Annotated in this window: 18 protein-coding genes and 1 tRNA gene; 8 read left to right on the forward strand and 11 right to left on the reverse strand. The window is 66.2% G+C overall.

Translation table 11 applies throughout. The features are described from left to right. Positions 1-74 precede the first annotated feature (74 nt). The gene (locus AC1D34_RS07840) at positions 75-461 is read left to right on the forward strand and encodes an ArsR/SmtB family transcription factor (RefSeq protein ID WP_476823928.1); all 387 of its coding nucleotides are present in this window, start codon (positions 75-77) and stop codon (positions 459-461) included. Between the two features lie 32 nt (positions 462-493). On the opposite strand, the gene AC1D34_RS07845 is transcribed toward AC1D34_RS07840, so the two are convergent. Together AC1D34_RS07845 and AC1D34_RS07850 are read right to left on the reverse strand one after the other, a co-directional pair. Then, a complete protein-coding gene (locus tag AC1D34_RS07845) occupies positions 494-1,039 on the reverse strand; it encodes a carboxymuconolactone decarboxylase family protein (protein ID WP_476823929.1) in 546 nt (181 codons plus the stop codon). 115 nt (positions 1,040-1,154) lie between these two features. Then, on the reverse strand, positions 1,155-2,480 hold the full coding sequence (locus tag AC1D34_RS07850; protein ID WP_476776581.1) for an aspartate aminotransferase family protein: 1,326 nt from the start codon (positions 2,478-2,480) through the stop codon (positions 1,155-1,157). A gap of 369 nt (positions 2,481-2,849) precedes the next feature. Between AC1D34_RS07850 and AC1D34_RS07855 the strand changes: the two genes are divergently transcribed. Genes AC1D34_RS07855 through AC1D34_RS07865 form a run of 3 tightly spaced genes read left to right on the forward strand, consistent with a single transcriptional unit; the run spans position 2,850 to position 6,337 of the window. Then, entirely contained in the window at positions 2,850-3,995 is a 1,146-nt protein-coding gene (locus AC1D34_RS07855; protein WP_476823930.1) for a PspA/IM30 family protein, read from the forward strand. Continuing rightward, the gene (locus tag AC1D34_RS07860; RefSeq protein WP_441508207.1) at positions 3,992-4,627 is read left to right on the forward strand and encodes an OB-fold-containig protein; all 636 of its coding nucleotides are present in this window, start codon (positions 3,992-3,994) and stop codon (positions 4,625-4,627) included. The genes AC1D34_RS07855 and AC1D34_RS07860 overlap by 4 nt, the downstream gene beginning before the upstream one ends. A 24-nt stretch (positions 4,628-4,651) precedes the next feature. Then, complete coding sequence (locus AC1D34_RS07865) at positions 4,652-6,337, forward strand: flotillin family protein (protein ID WP_476823931.1); 1,686 nt, start codon at positions 4,652-4,654, stop codon at positions 6,335-6,337. Between the two features lie 91 nt (positions 6,338-6,428). Here the strand turns inward: AC1D34_RS07865 and AC1D34_RS07870 are convergent, their stop codons facing one another. Then, positions 6,429-7,049: an LbetaH domain-containing protein gene (locus AC1D34_RS07870; RefSeq protein ID WP_476823932.1), complete on the reverse strand. Its 621-nt coding sequence runs from the start codon at positions 7,047-7,049 to the stop codon at positions 6,429-6,431. A 168-nt stretch (positions 7,050-7,217) separates the two neighbouring features. Here AC1D34_RS07870 and AC1D34_RS07875 point away from each other — a divergent pair. From AC1D34_RS07875 to AC1D34_RS07890, 4 genes are all read left to right on the forward strand, one after another. After that, positions 7,218-7,288 (forward strand) — tRNA-Gln (locus tag AC1D34_RS07875). 83 nt (positions 7,289-7,371) lie between these two features. Then, positions 7,372-8,028, forward strand: coding sequence for a VOC family protein (locus AC1D34_RS07880; RefSeq protein WP_476769894.1), 657 nt, complete (start codon positions 7,372-7,374; stop codon positions 8,026-8,028). Positions 8,029-8,209: 181 nt separating this feature from the next. Then, positions 8,210-9,373: a patatin-like phospholipase family protein gene (locus AC1D34_RS07885; RefSeq protein WP_441508211.1), complete on the forward strand. Its 1,164-nt coding sequence runs from the start codon at positions 8,210-8,212 to the stop codon at positions 9,371-9,373. Between the two features lie 57 nt (positions 9,374-9,430). Beyond that, positions 9,431-10,201 (forward strand): acetoacetate decarboxylase, encoded by a 771-nt coding sequence (locus AC1D34_RS07890; RefSeq protein ID WP_476823933.1) that lies wholly within the window; start codon positions 9,431-9,433, stop codon positions 10,199-10,201. Positions 10,202-10,431: 230 nt separating this feature from the next. Here the strand turns inward: AC1D34_RS07890 and AC1D34_RS07895 are convergent, their stop codons facing one another. The 8 genes from AC1D34_RS07895 to AC1D34_RS07930 all read right to left on the reverse strand — a co-directional run. Further along, positions 10,432-11,580 carry a Gfo/Idh/MocA family protein gene (locus tag AC1D34_RS07895; RefSeq protein WP_476823934.1) on the reverse strand — a complete coding sequence of 383 codons (1,149 nt, stop codon included), beginning with the start codon at positions 11,578-11,580 and terminating at the stop codon, positions 10,432-10,434. After that, entirely contained in the window at positions 11,577-12,626 is a 1,050-nt protein-coding gene (locus AC1D34_RS07900; protein WP_476823935.1) for a sugar phosphate isomerase/epimerase family protein, read from the reverse strand. Before AC1D34_RS07900 ends, AC1D34_RS07895 begins: the two co-directional genes overlap by 4 nt. 4 nt (positions 12,627-12,630) lie before the next feature. Then, the gene (locus AC1D34_RS07905; RefSeq protein ID WP_476823936.1) at positions 12,631-13,665 is read right to left on the reverse strand and encodes a LacI family DNA-binding transcriptional regulator; all 1,035 of its coding nucleotides are present in this window, start codon (positions 13,663-13,665) and stop codon (positions 12,631-12,633) included. Between the two features lie 2 nt (positions 13,666-13,667). Beyond that, a complete protein-coding gene (locus AC1D34_RS07910) occupies positions 13,668-14,621 on the reverse strand; it encodes an ABC transporter permease (RefSeq protein WP_441508217.1) in 954 nt (317 codons plus the stop codon). Then, positions 14,618-15,562 carry an ABC transporter permease gene (locus tag AC1D34_RS07915; protein WP_476823937.1) on the reverse strand — a complete coding sequence of 315 codons (945 nt, stop codon included), beginning with the start codon at positions 15,560-15,562 and terminating at the stop codon, positions 14,618-14,620. Before AC1D34_RS07915 ends, AC1D34_RS07910 begins: the two co-directional genes overlap by 4 nt. Continuing rightward, positions 15,559-17,058 (reverse strand): sugar ABC transporter ATP-binding protein, encoded by a 1,500-nt coding sequence (locus AC1D34_RS07920; RefSeq protein ID WP_441491061.1) that lies wholly within the window; start codon positions 17,056-17,058, stop codon positions 15,559-15,561. The genes AC1D34_RS07915 and AC1D34_RS07920 overlap by 4 nt, the downstream gene beginning before the upstream one ends. A 2-nt stretch (positions 17,059-17,060) precedes the next feature. Then, positions 17,061-18,095, reverse strand: coding sequence for a substrate-binding domain-containing protein (locus AC1D34_RS07925; RefSeq protein ID WP_476823938.1), 1,035 nt, complete (start codon positions 18,093-18,095; stop codon positions 17,061-17,063). Between the two features lie 220 nt (positions 18,096-18,315). Further along, the coding region (locus AC1D34_RS07930) for a hypothetical protein (protein ID WP_476823939.1) at positions 18,316-18,523 on the reverse strand (208 nt) is incomplete at its 5' end.

Genomic DNA, 18,523 nt, shown 5'->3' on the forward strand with positions numbered 1-18,523 from the left:
GCGCAAATCGTCCTTCCCAGCGATGGCCTGGAAGAGCTGCGTGGACAACGACCTGCCCGGTCGGTTATATTCCAATGGATATAGCGAACTTCCTGATCGCGCGACCATTGGGTGCCATGCCGGACGACAGAGCGACCTCCCTCCCGGAACCAGCCGCGACGCTGGAAGCCAGGGCCTTGCAGGCCAGCGAGCTGTTCAAGGTCCTGGCTCACAAGAACCGGCTGAAGCTGCTCTATCTGCTTGCAGAGCAGGAACGCTCGGTCGCGGAACTCGAAACCGCCCTGTCCCTGAGCCCGGCCATGGTCTCCCAGCAGCTGACCCGCCTGCGGCTTCAAAGGATCGTGTCGACGCGCCGCGTCGGCCGGCGGATCTTCTACCGCCTGAACGACCGCGGCGTCGGCGCCGTGATCGCGGCCACCCTCGATGCGACGGCTGCGCATTGGACGAAAGCTCACGCCTGATCGAGGCGCGCGCAAAGGCCGGTCTAGTCCTGCTACGCGCCGGACAAGGGCCGTTCCGCCATTTCCGTTGCGACCGGCCCGTCGATCGGCGTGTCGTAGGTCATCAGGATATAGCCGAGCACGGAATAGAATCCGACGGTCGCGATCAGGTCGAAGACCGCCTTGCGCCCGAATGCCTCCGCAAGCTCGGCCTCGAGTTCGGCCGGCAGGCGGCGCTGATCGAAGAGCGCGTCGACAGCGCGGGCGACCAGCCCGTCCTCGCCCTCCGGCATCCCGCGCATCGCGGCGATACGCGCATCGCTCATCCCCAAAACCCGGGACCGGCTGACATGATGGGCCCATTCATAGGGCGAGCCCATCCGGTGCGCGGCGCGCAGGATAACCAGCTCCGAACGCACGGCGCCGAGCGCGCTGTCCCTCACCACATGCTGGCGTAGCGCAGCCGAGGCCTTCAGCAGCTCCGGATGATGGGCCATCGTCCGGTAGACATTGAGCGCGCCGGCAAAACCGGTTCGCATCTCGGCAATCTGGTCCGGCCAGCCGGCGTCAGTGATCGGTGGGCAAGGAGAGTTCGTCATTGTCAATCTCGTTGAAGGCAGCGCCGGAGGATGCCGGTTCTCAAAATCACTGGCCCGAAAAAGTTCCGGTTTTTGGGACCGATGCAAACACGGAAAGGCTGAAGCATCGGGCCAGTCAGCTGCGCACCGCTGCCTCGATCGCCGCGCCGATCCGCTCGACGATAAGGTCGATCTCGTCAGGCTGGATGATGTAGGGCGGTGCAAGCAGCACATGGTCGCCGAGCCGCCCGTCCACTGTGCCACCCATCGGATAGCTCATCAGGCCGCGCGCCATCGCCTCCTTCTTGATCCGGGCATGCAGCTTCAGGGCCGGATCGAAGGGGGCCTTGGTTTCCTTGTCCGCAACGATCTCGATGCCGCGGAACAGACCGCGCCCGCGGATGTCGCCGACATGGGCGTGCTGGCCGAGCCGTGCGTCGAGCCCAGCCTGCAGGCGCTCGCCCATCAGGCGGACGTGTCCCATCATTTCCGGCTGCGAGATGATCTCGACGACCTTGTTCGCCGCCGCCGCCGCGAGCGGGTGGCAGATATAGGTATGACCATGCTGGAACAGCCCTGAGCCCTGGGCGAAGGCGTCATAGATCCGCTGCGACAGCAGCACGGCGCCGATCGGCTGATAGCCACCCCCCAGCCCCTTGGCGATGGTGGCGAGGTCGGGCGAGATGCCGTCCTGCTCGCAGGCGAACATCGTGCCGGTGCGGCCCATGCCGCACATCACCTCGTCGAGGATCAGCAGCACGCCGTATTTGTCGCAGACGCGGCGCACCCTCGCGAAATAGTCCGCGACCGGCCCGACAGCTCCCAGCGTTGCGCCGACCACCGGCTCAGCTACGAAGGCGATCACCTCTTCGGCGCCGAGTTCGAGGATCTTCGCCTCCAGTTCGTCGGCGAGCCGTTCGGCATAGGCTTCGGACGTCTCGCCTGGCCTGAGGTCACGATAGGCATAGCAGGGCGAGACATGGTGGCTCTGTGGCAGGATCGGCTGGAACTGCGCCCGCCGCCAGGCATTGCCGCCGGCCGCGAGCGCGCCGAGCGTATTGCCGTGATAGCTCTGCCGGCGGGCGATGAAATGGCGGCGCTGCGGCTGGCCGATTTCGACGAAATATTGCCGCGCCATCTTGAGCGCCGCTTCGACCGCCTCCGAACCGCCCGAGACGAGATAGACGTAGTCCAGCCCTGCTGGCGCCAGGTCGATCAGGCGCTCCGCAAGCTCTTCCGCGACATCGGTGGTGAAGAAGGAGGTGTGGGCATAGCTGATGCGGTCCATCTGGGCGCGCATCGCCGCAAGCACCTCCGGGTGGCCATGGCCGAGGCAGGAGACGGCGGCCCCACCGGAACCGTCGATATAGCTGCGCCCCTCGGCATCCGTGATCGTGATGCCCTGCCCCGCAACCGCTCGCGGTAGCCGCCCATTCAGGGAGCGATGAAGAATCCTGGTCATCCTGGCTTCCGGGTTAGTGTGGCCCCGCCGCCCTCACCGCGGCCTGCAATTCATGGCACAGGGCAGCAATCGGCGCACGTCGCCAGACACCGGTGCCAACAGAGTATCCTGCGGCGCGACGCGCCATACTCTTGTTGAGCACCGAGTCCTGAAGGTCTCTCTGTATGTATTGCGAAAGAGGGCCTCGCGCCCGCGCTGCTGGCGATATCAGGGTGCTCTTGGCGGCATCCCCGGCGCATCTGCGCCCGCATTTTCCCTCTTCCGGGCGAGCACCTGTTCCGCATCGGCGCCCGGCCGTATTCATGACCGGCGCACCAACGGCAGGTCATAGCTGACGTTACGTAGGCGTCCCTTGAAAGCACAAAGGAAGTGCTTTATATCCTCGGCATGGTTTCGCGCTATCAGTCGACCATGAGCTACGTCCTGGACCCCTCGCCGGACGACATGCGCGCGATCCGCGCAACGCTCGCGGATTATGCCGAGATGATGCGCATTCTCGACGAGATCGAACGGGATCGCGGCGCCAGTGCGAATCTCGTCGCCTTGCACGAGCAGGCTTACGCCACCATCCGCGAACAGACGCGGTTACCGGCGCGGCTGGTGACGCTCGGCCTGCGGGATCACGCCGGCCGAACCAGTGGAACCGTCGTCGCCGACCTGCCGCTGGATGGGCGGCTCTATGCCATCAAGACCCCCACACATCTGAGCCTCTCCACCATCGAGGGGCGCAGGCTCATTCCCTATTCTGTTGCCGGCTACGTACCGGGTTGGTCGGATCACGCCGAAGCACGGCTGGTGCTGCGGGATGACGAGACTCTCATCCTCGTCGGCATCGCTGCTGCCATCACACCGAAGGAGACCGTCATGGCCACCGAAGGAATTTTATCGCGCATCGGGCGTATCATCGCAGGCGCCGCCCACGGCACCGTCGATGCCCTTGAAGGCGCCAACGCCATCGTCACCGTCGAGCAGTCGATCAGGGAGATCGACGCGGTCGCGGAGGATGCCCGGGCGGGCGCCGGCAAGGCACGCGCCGAAGAGCACCGCCTCAAGGCGAAGATCGCCGAGATCAACGACGAGATCGAGGATCTCGCAGGGAAGATCGAAGTCGGCCTGGCCAGCGGGCGCGAGGATTTGGTCACACCCGTCATCGGCCTGCAGATCGACCTGGAGGCACAGCGCTCGGCGCTGGAGACGGCGCTGGCCGAGGCTGCCGGCAAGATCGAGGAGGCGGGCAAGGCCCTCCAGGCTGTCAACTCCGCCCGGCAGGATGCCGTTGCCCGGCTCGCCGCCCTGAAGAAGAGCAAAGGCGCGGAGGATGCGAGCCAGGGCGTGAGTGCCTCGGTCCGCAATGACAACCGGCTGGCCCAATCGCTGAACGCGATCGAGCGCGTCACCGGTGTCTCCGGGCGGCCGGAGACAGGTGCCTCCGAGGTCGAGGAACTGGCCCGCCTGCAACGCGAGAGGGCAATCCAGGAGCGGCTGGCCCGCTATAAAGGGCACAGCGGTTCATGAGCGCACTGACTGCGCCGGGCCTCTATCCCTTCACGATCGCTGCGCTGATCCTCGTCGGCATCGTCGCCATCGAGATCCTCGCGATGGTCGTGGGGATGTCGATCTCGTCGCTGGTGAATGACGGGCTCTCCCATCACGGCGTCCATAGCGAGCACGGCCCGCTCGATGCCTGGATGTCCTGGCTCAACCGGGGCGGCGTGCCGCTGCTCGTGCTGATCATGATCTGGCTGGCCTCGTTCGCCATCGCCGGATTCGCCATTCAGGGCGTGGCCCAGGCGCTCCTTTCGCCGCTGCCGACACTGTTTGCGAGCCTGCTCGCCGTGATGGTGGCGCTGCCGATGACACGTGCGCTGTCGCGTTGGACGGCGCGGATTATCCCGGGCGATGAATCCAACGCCATCAGCCAGTCCGACCTGATCGGGCTGACCGGCACAGTGACGCTCGGCCCGCTCGACCAGGGCAAGCCGGGGCGGGTCCGCGTGAGGGACCTGCACGGCAACATCCACGTCCTTCGGGCGAAAGCCGCCGCGGGCCACCTCATCCCGCAAGGGGCGAGCGTTCTGGTGGTCGATGGTTCCAATGGGTTGTTCGAGGCCATTCCTGCGCCCGATGAGCTCGGCGCGCAGACCTGAAGCTGGGTAAGGGGAAATACGTTCATGGACTATGTTTCCGTCCTCACGATTGCCGGAACGGCGATTGTGCTCATCATCGGCATCGGCGTGGTCATGGCGGCGCTCTATACGCGCTCGACCCGGGACAAGGCCTATGTCCGTACCGGCCTAGGCGGCAAGCGGGTCGTCCTCGACGGCGGATCCGTGATCCTGCCGATCTTCCATTCCTATTCCTGGGTGCAGCTCAGCACGTTGCGCCTTGAAGTTCACCGCAGCGAAGGCGAGTCGCTGATCACGGCCGATCGCATGCGCGCCGACATCACCGCCGAGTTCTACGTGCGGGTGAAACCGGATTCGGACAATATCTCCCTGGCGGCGCAGACGCTGGGCGACCGCACCAACAATGCCGACCTGCTGAAGACCCTCGTGGAAGCCAAGTTCGTCGACGGGCTGCGCTCGGTTGCCGCKACCATGAGCCTGAAGGACCTGCAGGAAAAGCGCTCTGACTTCGTGAAGGCGGTGCAGGATGCCGTCGCGGCCGACCTGCAATCCAACGGCCTCGAGCTTGAATCCGTCTCGCTCACGCGGCTCGACCAGACCGACATCAAGCATTTCAACCCCAACAACACTTTCGAYGCCGAGGGTTTGACCGCGCTGACCCGCGTCACCGAGGAGCGGCGCCGCGAACGCAACGAGATCGTGCGCGAGAACGAGGTGGCCATCGCGACGAAGGACCGTGAGGCAACGCTGCAGCGCCTGACGATCGAGCGCGAGCAACGCGACGCCGAACTCAACCAGCAGCGCGACATCGTCAACAAGACGGCAGAGACGCGCGCGGAACAGGCCCGTGCGGAGCAGGCCGCACGCCTGGCCGAGGAGACGGCCCGGCTCGAGACCGAACGTGGCGTCGCCAAGAACGAGGCAGAGGCGCGCCAGGCCAAGGAGACCGCCCGCATCACGGCCGAGCGCGGCATCGCCGAAAGCGCGGCCGAAGCGACGCGCATCACCGAGACAGCCAGGATCGACGCCGCCATCGCCGTTGCACAGAAGAGCGAGGCCGAGTCACAGGCCAAGGCCAAGGCGGAGGAAGCCAAGGCGGCAGCCGTCACCGCCGAGGAGCAGGTCGCGACCGCGCGCGCCGTCGAGGTCGCCGAACGCGCCAAGAAGATCGCCGTCATCGACGCTCGCAAGGATGCCGAGCAGGCCGCAACCGGTATCACGGTCAAGGCCGAGGCCGAACGCGAGGCCGCCGAGAATCTCGCTGCGGCCATGCTGACCAAGGCACAGGCCGAGGCCGAGGCCGCCAAGGTTCGTGCGGGCGGCATCATCGAACTCGGCGAGGCGGAGGCGAAGCGCGAGCGTGCGCTCAACGAAGCCCGCAATTCGCTCTCGCCGCAGATGGTCGATTTCGAGCTGACGAAGCAGCGCATCGCCGTCATTCCCGAAGCTCTCGCGCAGGTGATGAAGCCGATCGAGAAGATCTCCGACATCAAGATCTTCAGTGCGGGCGGCCTGCTCGGCGCCATGGGCGCTGGCGGCGCAGGATCGGCCGGACATGGCGGCCCGATCGCGGACCTCAGCAACCAGCTCCTCAGCTACGGCGCGCAAAAGCCGATYGTCGATGCGATCCTGGCCCAGGCCGGCTTCGCAGGCGATGATCCGGTGCATGCCTTGCTCAACGGAACGCAACGCCCGACCGCGCTTCCCGCAGCCGAAAGCGGGGCGGCGTAAGCGACCTTTGCACCGCGCGGCCCTTGCGAGCGCCGCTCGGTCGAGAGGCACAAGGCGGCGGCTCAAGCGTCCGGCTTTGACCGCCCCTCCCTCAGAGGCCGGGAGCCTGATCGACAAGCGTCAACCGGGGGATTGTGGTCTCCCGGCCGATGATCGCGCCGGGCGCGATGACCGCGTTCGCACCGACCCGCACATGATCCCCGACGAGCGCCCCGAACTTCTCGACGCCGGGCTCGACGACCCCTCCGCCAAAGACGAAGCGAATAGCCTTCGCCTCCCATTCGTTGCGGTGGTTCGCGATTATCGCACCCGCTTCGAGATTGACGTCCGCGCCCAGGATCGAGTCGCCGACGAAGTTGAAATGCGCGAGCGTGGCCCCCTTGAACAGGAAGCTCGACTTGAGCTCGCATCCGGGCCCGATGATGCAGCCCTCGTCCAGGAACACGCCGCCACGCAGATAGGCGCCGGCGGCCAGGAAGCAGCCCGGCCCGATGATCGCAGGCCCCTTCAGGACAGCCCCGTTCTCGATGGTCGCGGTCCGGTGCACGGCGATATCGCCCTCGCGCCCGTAACCGTCATCAAGAGCGCTGAGCGCCGCTCCGACCAGTTCCGCGGCCCTCTGGGTGATCTGCCAGGCGTGTTGAGCGTCCTGCCGGAATGGCGAAACCGGCCAAAGCGCGACGAATTTCTCGATCCGCAGATCGGCAGACATGGCGTCTCCTCACTCTCTCGATCCCTTCGCTGGCCGAGGTCAGCATCGCAACGCCAATTGCCGTTGATGTGCAGCCGCGAGCCATGCAACACTTTGTATTCAGACCGGACCGAGGACGCTTGGTGTATTTCTCCGCGCATAGTGCCGGGCGACAACAGGGTTAGACGATCCCGCTTCGCCTAACGGCAGGACACCTGATTCTGGCTCAGGGAATTGTGGTTCGAATCCATGAGCGGGAACCGCCCCAAATACATCGTCAGCCGGCATTCCCGGTTTCGGATTTGACCGCGTTCCGAACAATCGTGAACGAAACCCCACCCCCTTGCCCGCTGGCCAGGACATGCTGACGCTCGACCATCTCACCGTGATTGCGCCGACGCTGGTCGAAGGCGTCGCCCATGTTCGATCCTGCCTCGATCTCGATGTCCCTTTCGGGCAGCGCCATGGCTATATGGGCACCTATAATCACCTGCTGCAGCTCGGCGGGACCGTCTATCTGGAAATCGTCGCGCTCGACCCGGATGCGCAAGGGCCTGGCCGCGCACGCTGGTTCGGCCTCGACGATCGCATCGCCGTCAAAGCCGATTGGGATGCGGGGCGCCGCCTGCGCGGCTGGGTCGCGCGAACCGACACCATCGACCTTGTCCTTCAAGGCCGCGAAGACATCTTTGGGCGAAAGGTCTCGCTGCCATGGTCCGCCCCCTCCTTTGACTTCGCGATCCCGGATGACGGCGCCCTGCCCCTTGGCGGAGCAGCCCCTTCCCTCATCGACAGGCGGGGCAAGCCGCGCGCGATGGCTGCGATTGCGGATCTGGGTGCACGGCTGCGCTCATTCACGCTCGCACACCGTGACGCGGCCACCCTCTCGACGCTCTATGAGACGCTCGGGATCGACCGTCCGCCTGTCATCATACCAGGCGATGATCTGCGCTATCGTGCGCTGATCGAAACGCCCGCCGGCGTGAAGGAACTGTCCTGAGCGAGCGAAAAGCCCGATCCCATCGGACTGGCGCTGTCCCCAACCGGGAGAACAGCCAAGGCCCGTTCGCCCCGATCTGCAGCTATTGAAACCCATCAACCCGCATGAAAATCTGAACCAATCGCAGAGCGGTTCAATGCAAGATGCCTGGCCATTGCGCCCCATGAACAAGGTACGCCGCATGCCCAAACGCCCACCGTTCGAGCGTATCGCGCTGCTTCTGCAAGGGGGAGGAGCGCTCGGGTCGTATCAGGCCGGAGTTTACCAGGCCCTGGCCGAAGCCGAACTGCATCCTGACTGGGTGGCGGGCATCTCGATCGGCGCGATCAATTCCGCCCTGATCGCCGGCAATCCGCCGGAGAAGCGCGTGGATGCGCTGCGTGCCTTCTGGGAGGCGATCACCGCGCCGCTGCCGGGTTTCCCCGCCTTGCTCTCGTCCATGCTGGGAGCGATGGCGTGGAATGGTGATCTCGCGCATGGCTGGCTCAACCAGACGCGCGCCTTCGCCACGCTGATGGGCGGCGCGCCGGACTTCTTCAGCCCGCGCCCGATCCCGCCCTTCCTGTCCTCGGATAGCGGTGCTGCTGCAGAGAGCTTCTACGATGTCAGCCCGCTCAAGGCGACGCTGGAGCGGCTCGTCGATTTCGATCGCATCAATGCCGGCCCGATGCGCTTCAGCGTGGGAGCCGTGAATGTGAGAACGGGCAATTTCGCCTATTTCGACACGGCGACCCATGTCATCGCGGCCGAGCATGTCATGGCCAGCGGGGCCTTGCCGCCGGGCTTCCCGGCGGTGGAGATCGATGGCGAGAGCTACTGGGATGGCGGACTTGTTTCCAACACTCCGCTGCAATGGGTCCTGGACAGCCGGCCTCGCCAGGACACGCTCGCATTTCAGGTCGACCTGTGGAGCGCGAAGGGCGAGTTTCCCAAGGATCTGGCCAGCCAGGATTCGCGCTTGAAGGATATCCGCTTCTCAAGCCGCACACGTGCAGCGACCGACCAGTTCCGCAAGAACCAGAGCCTGCGACGCGCGCTGCGGCATCTGATCGAATACGTTCCGAAAACGGCATTGGCCAACGCCGATCCTGACGTTCTCGCGTTGATCGCCGAGGCCGACGACAAGATCCACAACATCGTCCACCTGATCTACCGCTCCAAGAGCTATGAGGGCTCCTCCAAGGACTACGAGTTTTCGCGCGCGACCATGGAAGAGCATTGGGCATCGGGCTACGAAGACGCGTGCTTCACCCTGAGCTATCCCGAAGTGCTTCGGCCCGCGGAGACGCCCGATGGCGTCGCCACCTTCGATCTGGCTGAACTGGCGATGCGAAAGCGCAGTTAGTGGCTTGCGAGCATGTCGCAGCAGGCTTCAGGCAACGAGCAACGAGGACACAGCGTCATGAAGATCGCCGATGTGCGCGCCAATGCTTTCGCGATGCCACTGCACAATCCCGCCTACCCGAAGCCGCCCTACAAATTCTACAATCGCGAATTCGTCGTCATCAACTACCGGACGGATATCGAGCGGCTGCGCGCGTTCGTGCCCGAGCCGCTGGAGGTCATCGGCGATACCGTGGCCTATGAGTTCATCCGCATGCCGGATTCGACCGGCTTCGGCGACTATACCGAGACGGGTCAGGTCATCCCGGTGCGCTTCACCACCGCGTCGGGCGAGGTCCAGGAAGGCGGCTATGTCCACGCCATGTATCTCGACGACAATTCACCCATTGCCGGCGGGCGCGAGATCTGGGGCTTCCCGAAGAAACTCGCGACGCCGAAGCTGACGCATCAACAGGAGACGCTCGTCGGCACCCTGCATTACGGCTCGGTCCTCTGCGCGACCGCCACCATGGGCTACAAGCATCGCGAACTCGATCTGGCGCCGCTTGCCAAGGCCATGACCAGGCCCGCCTTCATGATCAAGATCATCCCTCATGTCGACGGTTCGCCGCGCATCTGCGAGCTGGTGCGCTACTACATGGAGGACGTGACGTTGAAAGGGGCCTGGTCCGGCCCGGCCGCGCTGCAGCTCTTCGAGCATGCGATGTGTGACGTGGCGCGGTTGCCCGTTCACGAAGTGGTCTCGGCGAGCCACTACATTGCCGACCTGACGCTGGGCCTCGGCGAGGTCGTGTTTGACTACCTCGCGACCGACGCAGCCAACGCCTGAACGGCCCCTCAGTGACGCTGGGCGCCCGCCTCGACGGCGAGCTCTCCGGCTCCACCAACCGCCTCGGCGGCCAGGCCCAGATCAGGGTGAGCTTCTGAAAGCAACCCACTGCAGCAATGAGCTGTTCCCGCCAAGGCACCTCACCGAAGCGAACGCCCAGACCAGCGCCAGGGGGAGCTTTGAATCTCCCCCTGATCCAGCCGCACGCGGCTCGCAGGGTGGCAGCTCCTTCAGCCCTTCAGTTTCGTCCAGCGCGCGTTTGCCTTCGATGAGGCGACCGCGGCCTCGATGAAAGCCATGCCCCGAAGCCCGTCCTCCAGCGTCGGAAACGTGGAGTCGCCAGGGATAGGTAGTCCGGCCTGGCGCGCCCGGATGGCGGCGGCGGCCTCCCGGTAGATCGTGGCGAAGGCTTCGAGATAGCCTTCGGGGTGCCCGGCGGGGACACGCGTGACACGTTGCGCTGCCGCATTGGCGCCGCCGGAGCCGCGCGTGACGATGCGCTGCACCTCGCCGAAGGGCGACCATTTCAGCTGATCGGGCTGTTCCTGCGCCCATTCGAGCCCGCCCTTGTCGCCATAGATGCGCAGGCGCAGGCCGTTCTCATTGCCCGGCGCGACCTGGCTCGCCCAGAGGCTGCCGCGCGCGCCATTCTCGTAGCGCAGCATGATCTGGACATTGTCGTCGAGACGCCTGCCGGCCACGAAGCTGGTGAGTTCGGCCGAGATCTCCGTCACCGCGAGCCCCGAGACGAAGCCCGCCAGATGAAAGGCATGCGTGCCGATATCGCCGATCGACCCACCGGCACCGGAGCGTGCCGGGTCGGTGCGCCATTCCGCCTGTTTCTGGCCGGTCCGTTCGAGCGCCTCCGTCAACCACTCCTGCGGGTACTCGACCTGGACGACCCGGATGCGGCCGATCTCGCCGGCTGCGACCATCGCACGGGCATGGCGGACCATGGCATAGCCGGAATAGTTATAGGTCACCGCGAAGACAACGCCCGCACGGTCGGTCGCCGCCTTCAGGCCTTGCGCCTGCTTCAGGCTCGTCGCCAGCGGCTTGTCGCAGATCACATGGATGCCGCGCTTCAGGAAGGCGAGCGCGGCGGGAGCGTGCATGTGGTTCGGCGTGACGATGGCCACGGCTTCGATGCCGTTGCGACGCCGCGCTTCGGCCCGCGCCATCGCCTCGAAATCGGCATAGACCCGCGCCGGGTCGAGACCGAGCGCAAGGCCCGAGCGCAGGGCCYTTTCGGGAGTGGCGGAGAGTGCCCCGGCGAGAAGCTCGTATTCGCCGTCGAGACGCGCCGCCATGCGGTGCACCGCGCCGATGAACGCGCCCTCGCCGCCTCCCACCATGCCGAGCCGGATGCGCGCGTTCATCGGGTGAGCCCCAGGAGTTTGCCGTTGGTCGCGCTGTCGGCGCCGCTCGCAGCGAAATCGTCGAAGGGCCTTTCGGCCCTGCGGATCATATGGCTGCGGATGAACGCAGCACCTTCGGCTGCTCCCTGTTCAGGGTGCTTCAGGGCGCATTCCCATTCGACGACCGCCCAGCCCCGATAATCGTACTGGGCCAGCCTCGAGAAGATGCCGGCGAAATCGACATGCCCGTCGCCCGGCGAGCGGAAACGACCGGGCCGCTCGACCCAGCCCTGATAGCCGCCGTAGACGCCGGAACGGCCGGTCGGGTTCAACTCGGCATCCTTGACGTGAAAGGCCCGGATGCGCGCGTGGTAGATGTCGATGAAGGCGAGATAGTCGAGCGCTTGCAGCAGGAAATGCGAGGGATCGTAGAGAATGGTGGCGCGTCGATGCTCACCAACCGATTCAAGAAAGCGCTCGAAGCTGATGCCATCATGCAGATCTTCGCCGGGATGGATCTCGTAGGCGAGATCGACGCCGGCTTCGTCGAAGGCGTCGAGGATCGGAGTCCAGCGTCGGCCCAGTTCCGAAAACGCTTCCTCGATGAGGCCCTGCGGTCGCTGCGGCCATGGATAGACATAGGGCCAGGCCAATGCACCGGAGAAGGTGGCATGCGTGGCGAGGCCGAGATTCCGCGAGGCCTGGGCGGCAAGTTTCAGCTGGTCCACGGCCCAGGCCTGCCGCTCGGCCGGCTTGCCGCGCAGGGCTGCCGGCGCAAAGCCGTCGAAGAGCAGGTCATAGGCCGGGTGCACGGCGACCAACTGGCCCTGGAGGTGGGTCGATAGCTCGGTAACCTGGAGGCCATGGCGATCGAGCCTGGCGACGATGTCCTCGCAATAGGATTTCGACTGCGCCGCCTGCGCCAGATCGAACAGCGCCGGATCGTTGGTCGGGATCTGGACGCCGACATAGCCATGCCCGGCCGCCCAGCCGGCAAGACCATCGAGGCTGTCGAAGGGCGCCGTCGGGCCGACGAACTGCGCGAGGAACAGGGCTGGACCTTTCATCGTCTCATTCCTTCGTTCTCGGGTTGGGGTTCGGGCAGAGTGGCACAGGAGCGGTGGAACCGCGCACGACGAGGCGTGTCTCCATCACCAGATTGGCGGCGGCCGGCTCCTCGCCGAGGAGACCGATCATGCGCGCCATCGCCTGCCGCCCGATATCGAAACGCGGCTGGTGGATCGTGGTCAGCGGCGGCATGAAGGCGTCGGCGAGCACGATATCGTCGAAGCCGACGACCGAGACCTCCGTGGGGACCGAAAGCCCGCAAGCGCGCAATTCGCTGATCGCACCGAATGCCATCTGGTCGCTGGCCGCAAACAGCGCCGTGAAACCGGTCCCGGTCTCATTGAGACGGCGCACGGCCCGGCGGCCGGCGTCCAGGCTGAAATCACCCTCGACGATCAGCGCCTCATCGGCCGCGATGCCCGCTGCGGCGAGGCCGCTCCGATACCCGGCCAGCCGGTCGACCGCGAGCCGCTCCGGCAGAGGCCCGGTGATATGGGCGATGCGGCGGTGGCCGAGCCCGAGCAGGTGCTCGACGGCTTGCCGGGCCGCAGCGATGTTGTCGATCGAGACGGTCGGCAGCGCGAGCTCGGGAAAGGTCTCGAGCGCGATCACGATCGGCGGCAGCCGCGACAGCTCCGTCTTCAGGGCGTCCGGGAAGCGACCGACCATCAGGATGAGCCCGTCTGCGTGGCGCGCGCGCACCATGTCGACATAGTGGGTGATGCGCTCGTCGTCATCGCGCGCATCCCCCATCAGCACCTTGTACCCGGCCCGCATGGCCGCCTCTTCGACGCCTTTGTAGATCTCGAGATAGAACGGGTTCGAGATGTCGCGCACCAGCAGGATGACCGTGCGGGTCGCGCGGCTCCGGAGATTGCGCGCCTGGGAGTTCGGCACGAAACCTGTCGCCGCCACGGCCTCGAGCACGCGCCGACGGGTCTCCGGCTGGACCTTGTCGGGGCGCTGCAATGCCCGCGAGACCGTCGCCGTCGAGACGCCGGCGAGTTCTGCGACCGTGGCGATCGTGGGCACGCTCATGATCAGACCCGCAGCCTGGCCTGACGGCCGTAAAGCAGCATCAGCACCAGGAGCGTCAGGCCGAAGATCATCTGACGGCCATAGGTTTCAAGCTGCAAGGTCGTCAGCACGCTCTGCAGCAGCACGAGCGCCAGCGCCCCGAGCACCGTGCCGAGATAGCCCCCGGCGCCGCCTGCGAGCGATGTGCCGCCGATGACCACCGCGATGATCGAGGACAGGACGTACTGATCGCCGACGCTGATGAAGGAGCTGCCGGTGTAACCGATGACGCAGACACCCGCGAGGCCGGCGAACAGGCCTGAGAAGCCGTAGAGCAGGCAGCGGATGCGCGCGACGGGCAGCCCGACGAGCATGGCGGCGCGCTCATTGGCGCCGATTGCGTAGACGCCGAGCCCGAAGGCCGTGCAGCGCAGAACGAAGCCGAGCGCCAGTGCGATGACGGCCCAGACCAGGAGGATGCCGGGCAGCCCGAACAGCAACGGGCGATTGACGAAGGCCATCAGGGCTGGCGCGGCATTGCCGGAGGGTACGCCCTGCGAATAGACGACGAGGCCGCCCTGGATGATCGCGGTCATGCCGAGCGTCATGACCAGCGGCGGAATCCGGACCAGGGTGACGCCAAGCCCGTTGACCAGCCCGATGCCGAAGGTCACGCCGCAGGCGGCCAGCACCGCCGGCAGGATGGCGGCGTCCTGCCCGGCCATGACATTGCCGGCAATGACCGCGCCGAGCGAGACCATCGGCCCGACCGACAGATCGATGCCTTCGCGCCCGCCGAGAATGACGAGGTTCTGACCGGCGGCGACGATGCCGAGGATCGCGGCCACTGTCGTCAGGCGGACGATCTGGTCGCCTTGGGCAAAACCCGGCGACAGCGCTTCGCCGATGGCGAGCAGCAGCGCGATCGCCCCCGCGGCGAGCGCCAGCGGATTGGTGAGAAGGGCCCGCACCGTCATCGCCGCGTCACCAGCACGCCGCCGGCCAGTGCGGCGAGCACGATGACGCCCTGGACCAGGGTCTGCCAGGCGAAGGGCAGACCGGCGAAGAAGATGACATTGCCGATCATGCCGAGCACCAGCGCGCCCAGCACCGAACCGACAGGGCTGCCCGAGCCGCCGGAGAGCGCCGTGCCGCCGAGCACGACGGCCGAAATCGACGAGAGCGCGAGGCTCTGTCCGAGCAGCGGATCGCCGCTCGCCGTCTCCCCGGTCAGGCACAGGGCCGCGAAACCGGCAAACAGGCCGGACAGGGCAAAGGCGCCGATGCGGATGCGCTCCAGCCTGAGGCCGGTCTGGAAGGCACCGACACGGCTGCCACCGACGGCCAGCAGATGCGCGGCAAAGGGCCGGCGGGCGAAGACGAGCGCAAAGGCGAGCCCCGCCAGCAGGATCCAGAGCACGACCGGCAGCCCGAGCAGCGTCGCGCCATAGCTGCGCCAGAATCGCTCGGGCACCGGCAAGCCGGCCTGCGGCAGCACGAAGAGCGCCGCCCCCGCAAAGACGATACCGGTCGCGAAGGTGGTGACGATGGCCTGGAGCCGGAGCAGCGCGACGAGCAGGCCATTGACGAGCCCGCAGAGCAGCGCGGTCGTCAGCCCCGCCAGCATGCCGGCCAAGATGGCCGCCATCCCCTCGCCGCCGATCGCGGCGATGACGCTGACCGTCACCACATTGACGAGCGCGGCAGTCGCGCCGACCGAGAGATCGATATCGCCGCTGAGCACGACATAGGTCTGGCCGATGGCGACCAGCGCCAGCGGCAGGAAAGTCGTGAGATTCGATTGCAGCACCGCCGGCTGGACGAAGGATGGCTGGAAGGCGGTGTTGACCAGGACGAGTACGATCAGCGCGGCGAGCGTCAGCATCCAGGGCCGGCTGCGGATCAGGGCTGCGCTCATGCCACCTCTCCATAGGAGGCGCGCGTCAGATGGAAGGGATCCAGCGTGTTCTCGGCGAGTTCGGCCACGATCCGCCCGGCGTTGAAGACGGCGACGCGATCGCACCATTCCAGCAATTCGGCGTCCTCGGAGGAGTAGATCAGGATGCTCGCCCCCGCGTCGGCGAGCTGCCGCATGATCGCCAGCAGATCGGCCTTGGCGGCGAGATCGATGCCCTTGGTCGGATCGTCGAGCAGGACGACGCGCGGCCCGGTCGCCAGCCAACGGGCGATGAAGACCTTTTGCTGGTTCCCGCCCGACAGCGTGCCGATCGCTGCGGAAAGGCTCGCATATTTGGTCCTGAGGCTGTCGGCATGCTGCGCGGCGCGCGGCACGAGCACGCTCCGCCGGACGAGCGCCCGCTTCTCGCGGACGAGGACGGCAGCGATCAGGTTTTCGAAGATCGAGCGGCCGCTCAGGGCCGCGTCGCGCCCACGGTCGCCGGAGACATAGGCGAGGCCGCGCCGGATCGCATCGGCCGGTCGGGCCGGCATGAAGGCCTCGCCCGCGAGCGTGACCGCACCGGAGGAAAACGGCAGGACGCCGAACAGCCCTTGCAGGAAGGCCGACTGCCCCTGTCCCTGCAGCCCGCCGAGACCGACGATCTCGCCCGGCGCCACCCTGAGCGAGACATCGCGCAGGCGCGGGTTCGAGACTTGGGCCACGACCAGCCCTGCCTGTGCCTGTGCCGCAGGCGGGCGCCGTCCGGCAGCGGGGCGAAGTTTTGTCTCGCCGACCATGTGCCGCACGACGGTATTACGATCGGTCTTAGCCGTTGCGAGCTCGGCGACTGTCGCGCCGCCACGCATCACCGTGATCCTGTCGGCGACGGCAAAGACCTCGTCGAGACGGTGCGAGATCATCAGGGTCGAGACCCCCTCGCCCTTGCGCCGGCGCAGGATTTCGAAGAGTCGCTCGGCCTGCCGCCCGTCGAGTGCCGCCGTCGCCTCATCCAGGATCAGGAGGCGCGGCTCGCGGGCAAGCACCTTCAGGATCTCGACGATCTGGCGCAGATCGGGCGTCAGATCGGCAATCAACGCCTCGGGTGTCAGGTCCGGTCCCGCGACTCCCTCGAAGAGAGCGATCAGTTCACGCGCCCTCGCCCGCGAGCTCCGACGGTCGACGAAGCCCAGCCGCGTGCGCGGCTCATGGCCGAGGCCGAGATTGGCCTCGACGCTGAGCTGCGGGATGAGGCTGAGCTCCTGGTAGAACAGGGCGATGCCGGCGCGCTCCGCATCACGCGGGCCGCGGAAATGCCGCGGCTCGGCATCGATCGCAATGGTTCCCGCGTCAGGCGCGACGGCGCCTGCCACAGTCTTGCACAAGGTGCTCTTGCCGCAGCCATTGGCGCCGAGAAGGGCGTGGATTTCGCCCGCCTCGACCCTGAGCCGCCCGTCGGAAAGGGCAACAACGGCGCCAAAGCGCTTGCCGACGCCCCGGGCCTCGAGGAGAGCCATGGCTATTTGAAGTACTKCTGGGCCTCGTCGGGCGTCACGACCGCAGTGACAGACCAGTAGCCCGGCTTGCCCTCCGCCTGCTTCAGAGCCGCCGGCAGGCTGGCATTGTCGACGAACGGAATCGGGATGTAGATGGCGTTGCCATACTGCCCCTTGAACACTCCATCCTTGAACTCCTTGCCCATCAGGCGCAGCACCGCGACGTTGAGCGCCGAGGCCATCACGCCCGGCGGATTGACCGAGGCGCCGGAGTTCAGCTTCTGCTCGGACCAGCGCGTCAGGAAGTCCTTGCGGATCTCGCCGGTCGCAGCGGTCTGGTCCTTCTTGCCGGCAGCGTCGATCGCGCGCCAGGCGCCATCCGCCATGCCGTCCTGCACCCAGACGCCGTTGAGCGCCGGATAGGTCGCGAGCAGGTTCTGCATCGCCTGCTGACCCTTGGCCTGGTCCCAGTCGGCATTGGCCTGGTTCAGCACCTTGATGTCGGGATGCTTGGCGAAGACCTCCCGATAGCCCGCGACCCGCATCTCATTGGCGGGGTGGCCGGCGATGCCGTTGATGGTGACGATATTGCCCTTGCCGCCGAGCGCCTTGGCGAGCCACTCCGCCGATTTCACCGCCCAGTCCTTCTGGTCGATGCCGACATAGATCGCGTCCTTGGACGAGACCTCGGCATCGGTGGACACGACGAGGATGTTTCGCGCCTTGGCCTGGGCGAAGACCGGGTCGAAGGCCGTCGGGCTGTTCGGGTTGATGATGATGGCGTTGACGCCCTGGTTCACGAAATTGCGGACATGGCCGATCTGGCCTTGCACATCCACGGTCGAGCTCTGGACCACGACCTCGACATTGACGCCCTTCGCCTTCCAGGCGGCGGCCGCGGCCTGGGCCTCCTCGATCATCTGCGTGCGCCATTCGCTGCCGACCCATCCATTCGACAGCCCGATCTTGTAGGATTGTTGTGCACTCGCCGCGCCGCTCATCGCCAGCACTGCGGCAGCCGTCAGAAGTCCCCTGCGGGTTGTGATGCTGTTGATCATCGTTTCCTCCCTTGTCCCGTATTAATCGGGACTATCGGCAGGATGTAATCGATTGCATCGAGCGTCAATACGCCAAAGGGCTGGTCCGATGCCCCTAATGGGCGTCCTGGGATCAAAGCGGCGCCGTGAGGCGGCAAGGCCGGGCGATCTACGCCGACCGCGACGAAGCAAGGGGCGCCCGAGGGCACCTCTTGCTGAAGGTCTGGCAGGATCCGCCCGGTCAGAATTTGACGGCGAAGGTGCCCTTGACAGTCTGCTCGATCGCATGGGCGCTGTACTGGCCGCCATAGGACAGGCTGAGCGTCGCATTGGGCGACACGGCCAGGTCGAGCCCGGCATCGAGGACGGCCGCGTTCTTCGCGATCGGGATGCCCGTGATGCTGAACGGGGTGCCGCCAGCGAAGGACAGGAGCGAGGCTGGCGTGACG

The organism is Allobosea sp. P1_A7 (assembly GCF_056406775.1).

Coding starts and splice junctions, on each gene's coding strand:
- AC1D34_RS07840 (WP_476823928.1), top strand. CDS start 75: ATGGATATAGCGAACTTCCTGATCGCGCGACCATTGGGTGCCATGCCG.
- AC1D34_RS07845 (WP_476823929.1), bottom strand. CDS start 1,039: ATGACGAACTCTCCTTGCCCACCGATCACTGACGCCGGCTGGCCGGAC.
- AC1D34_RS07850 (WP_476776581.1), bottom strand. CDS start 2,480: ATGACCAGGATTCTTCATCGCTCCCTGAATGGGCGGCTACCGCGAGCG.
- AC1D34_RS07860 (WP_441508207.1), top strand. CDS start 3,992: ATGAGCGCACTGACTGCGCCGGGCCTCTATCCCTTCACGATCGCTGCG.
- AC1D34_RS07870 (WP_476823932.1), bottom strand. CDS start 7,049: ATGTCTGCCGATCTGCGGATCGAGAAATTCGTCGCGCTTTGGCCGGTT.
- AC1D34_RS07885 (WP_441508211.1), top strand. CDS start 8,210: ATGCCCAAACGCCCACCGTTCGAGCGTATCGCGCTGCTTCTGCAAGGG.
- AC1D34_RS07890 (WP_476823933.1), top strand. CDS start 9,431: ATGAAGATCGCCGATGTGCGCGCCAATGCTTTCGCGATGCCACTGCAC.
- AC1D34_RS07900 (WP_476823935.1), bottom strand. CDS start 12,626: ATGAAAGGTCCAGCCCTGTTCCTCGCGCAGTTCGTCGGCCCGACGGCG.
- AC1D34_RS07905 (WP_476823936.1), bottom strand. CDS start 13,665: ATGAGCGTGCCCACGATCGCCACGGTCGCAGAACTCGCCGGCGTCTCG.
- AC1D34_RS07910 (WP_441508217.1), bottom strand. CDS start 14,621: ATGACGGTGCGGGCCCTTCTCACCAATCCGCTGGCGCTCGCCGCGGGG.
- AC1D34_RS07915 (WP_476823937.1), bottom strand. CDS start 15,562: ATGAGCGCAGCCCTGATCCGCAGCCGGCCCTGGATGCTGACGCTCGCC.
- AC1D34_RS07920 (WP_441491061.1), bottom strand. CDS start 17,058: ATGGCTCTCCTCGAGGCCCGGGGCGTCGGCAAGCGCTTTGGCGCCGTT.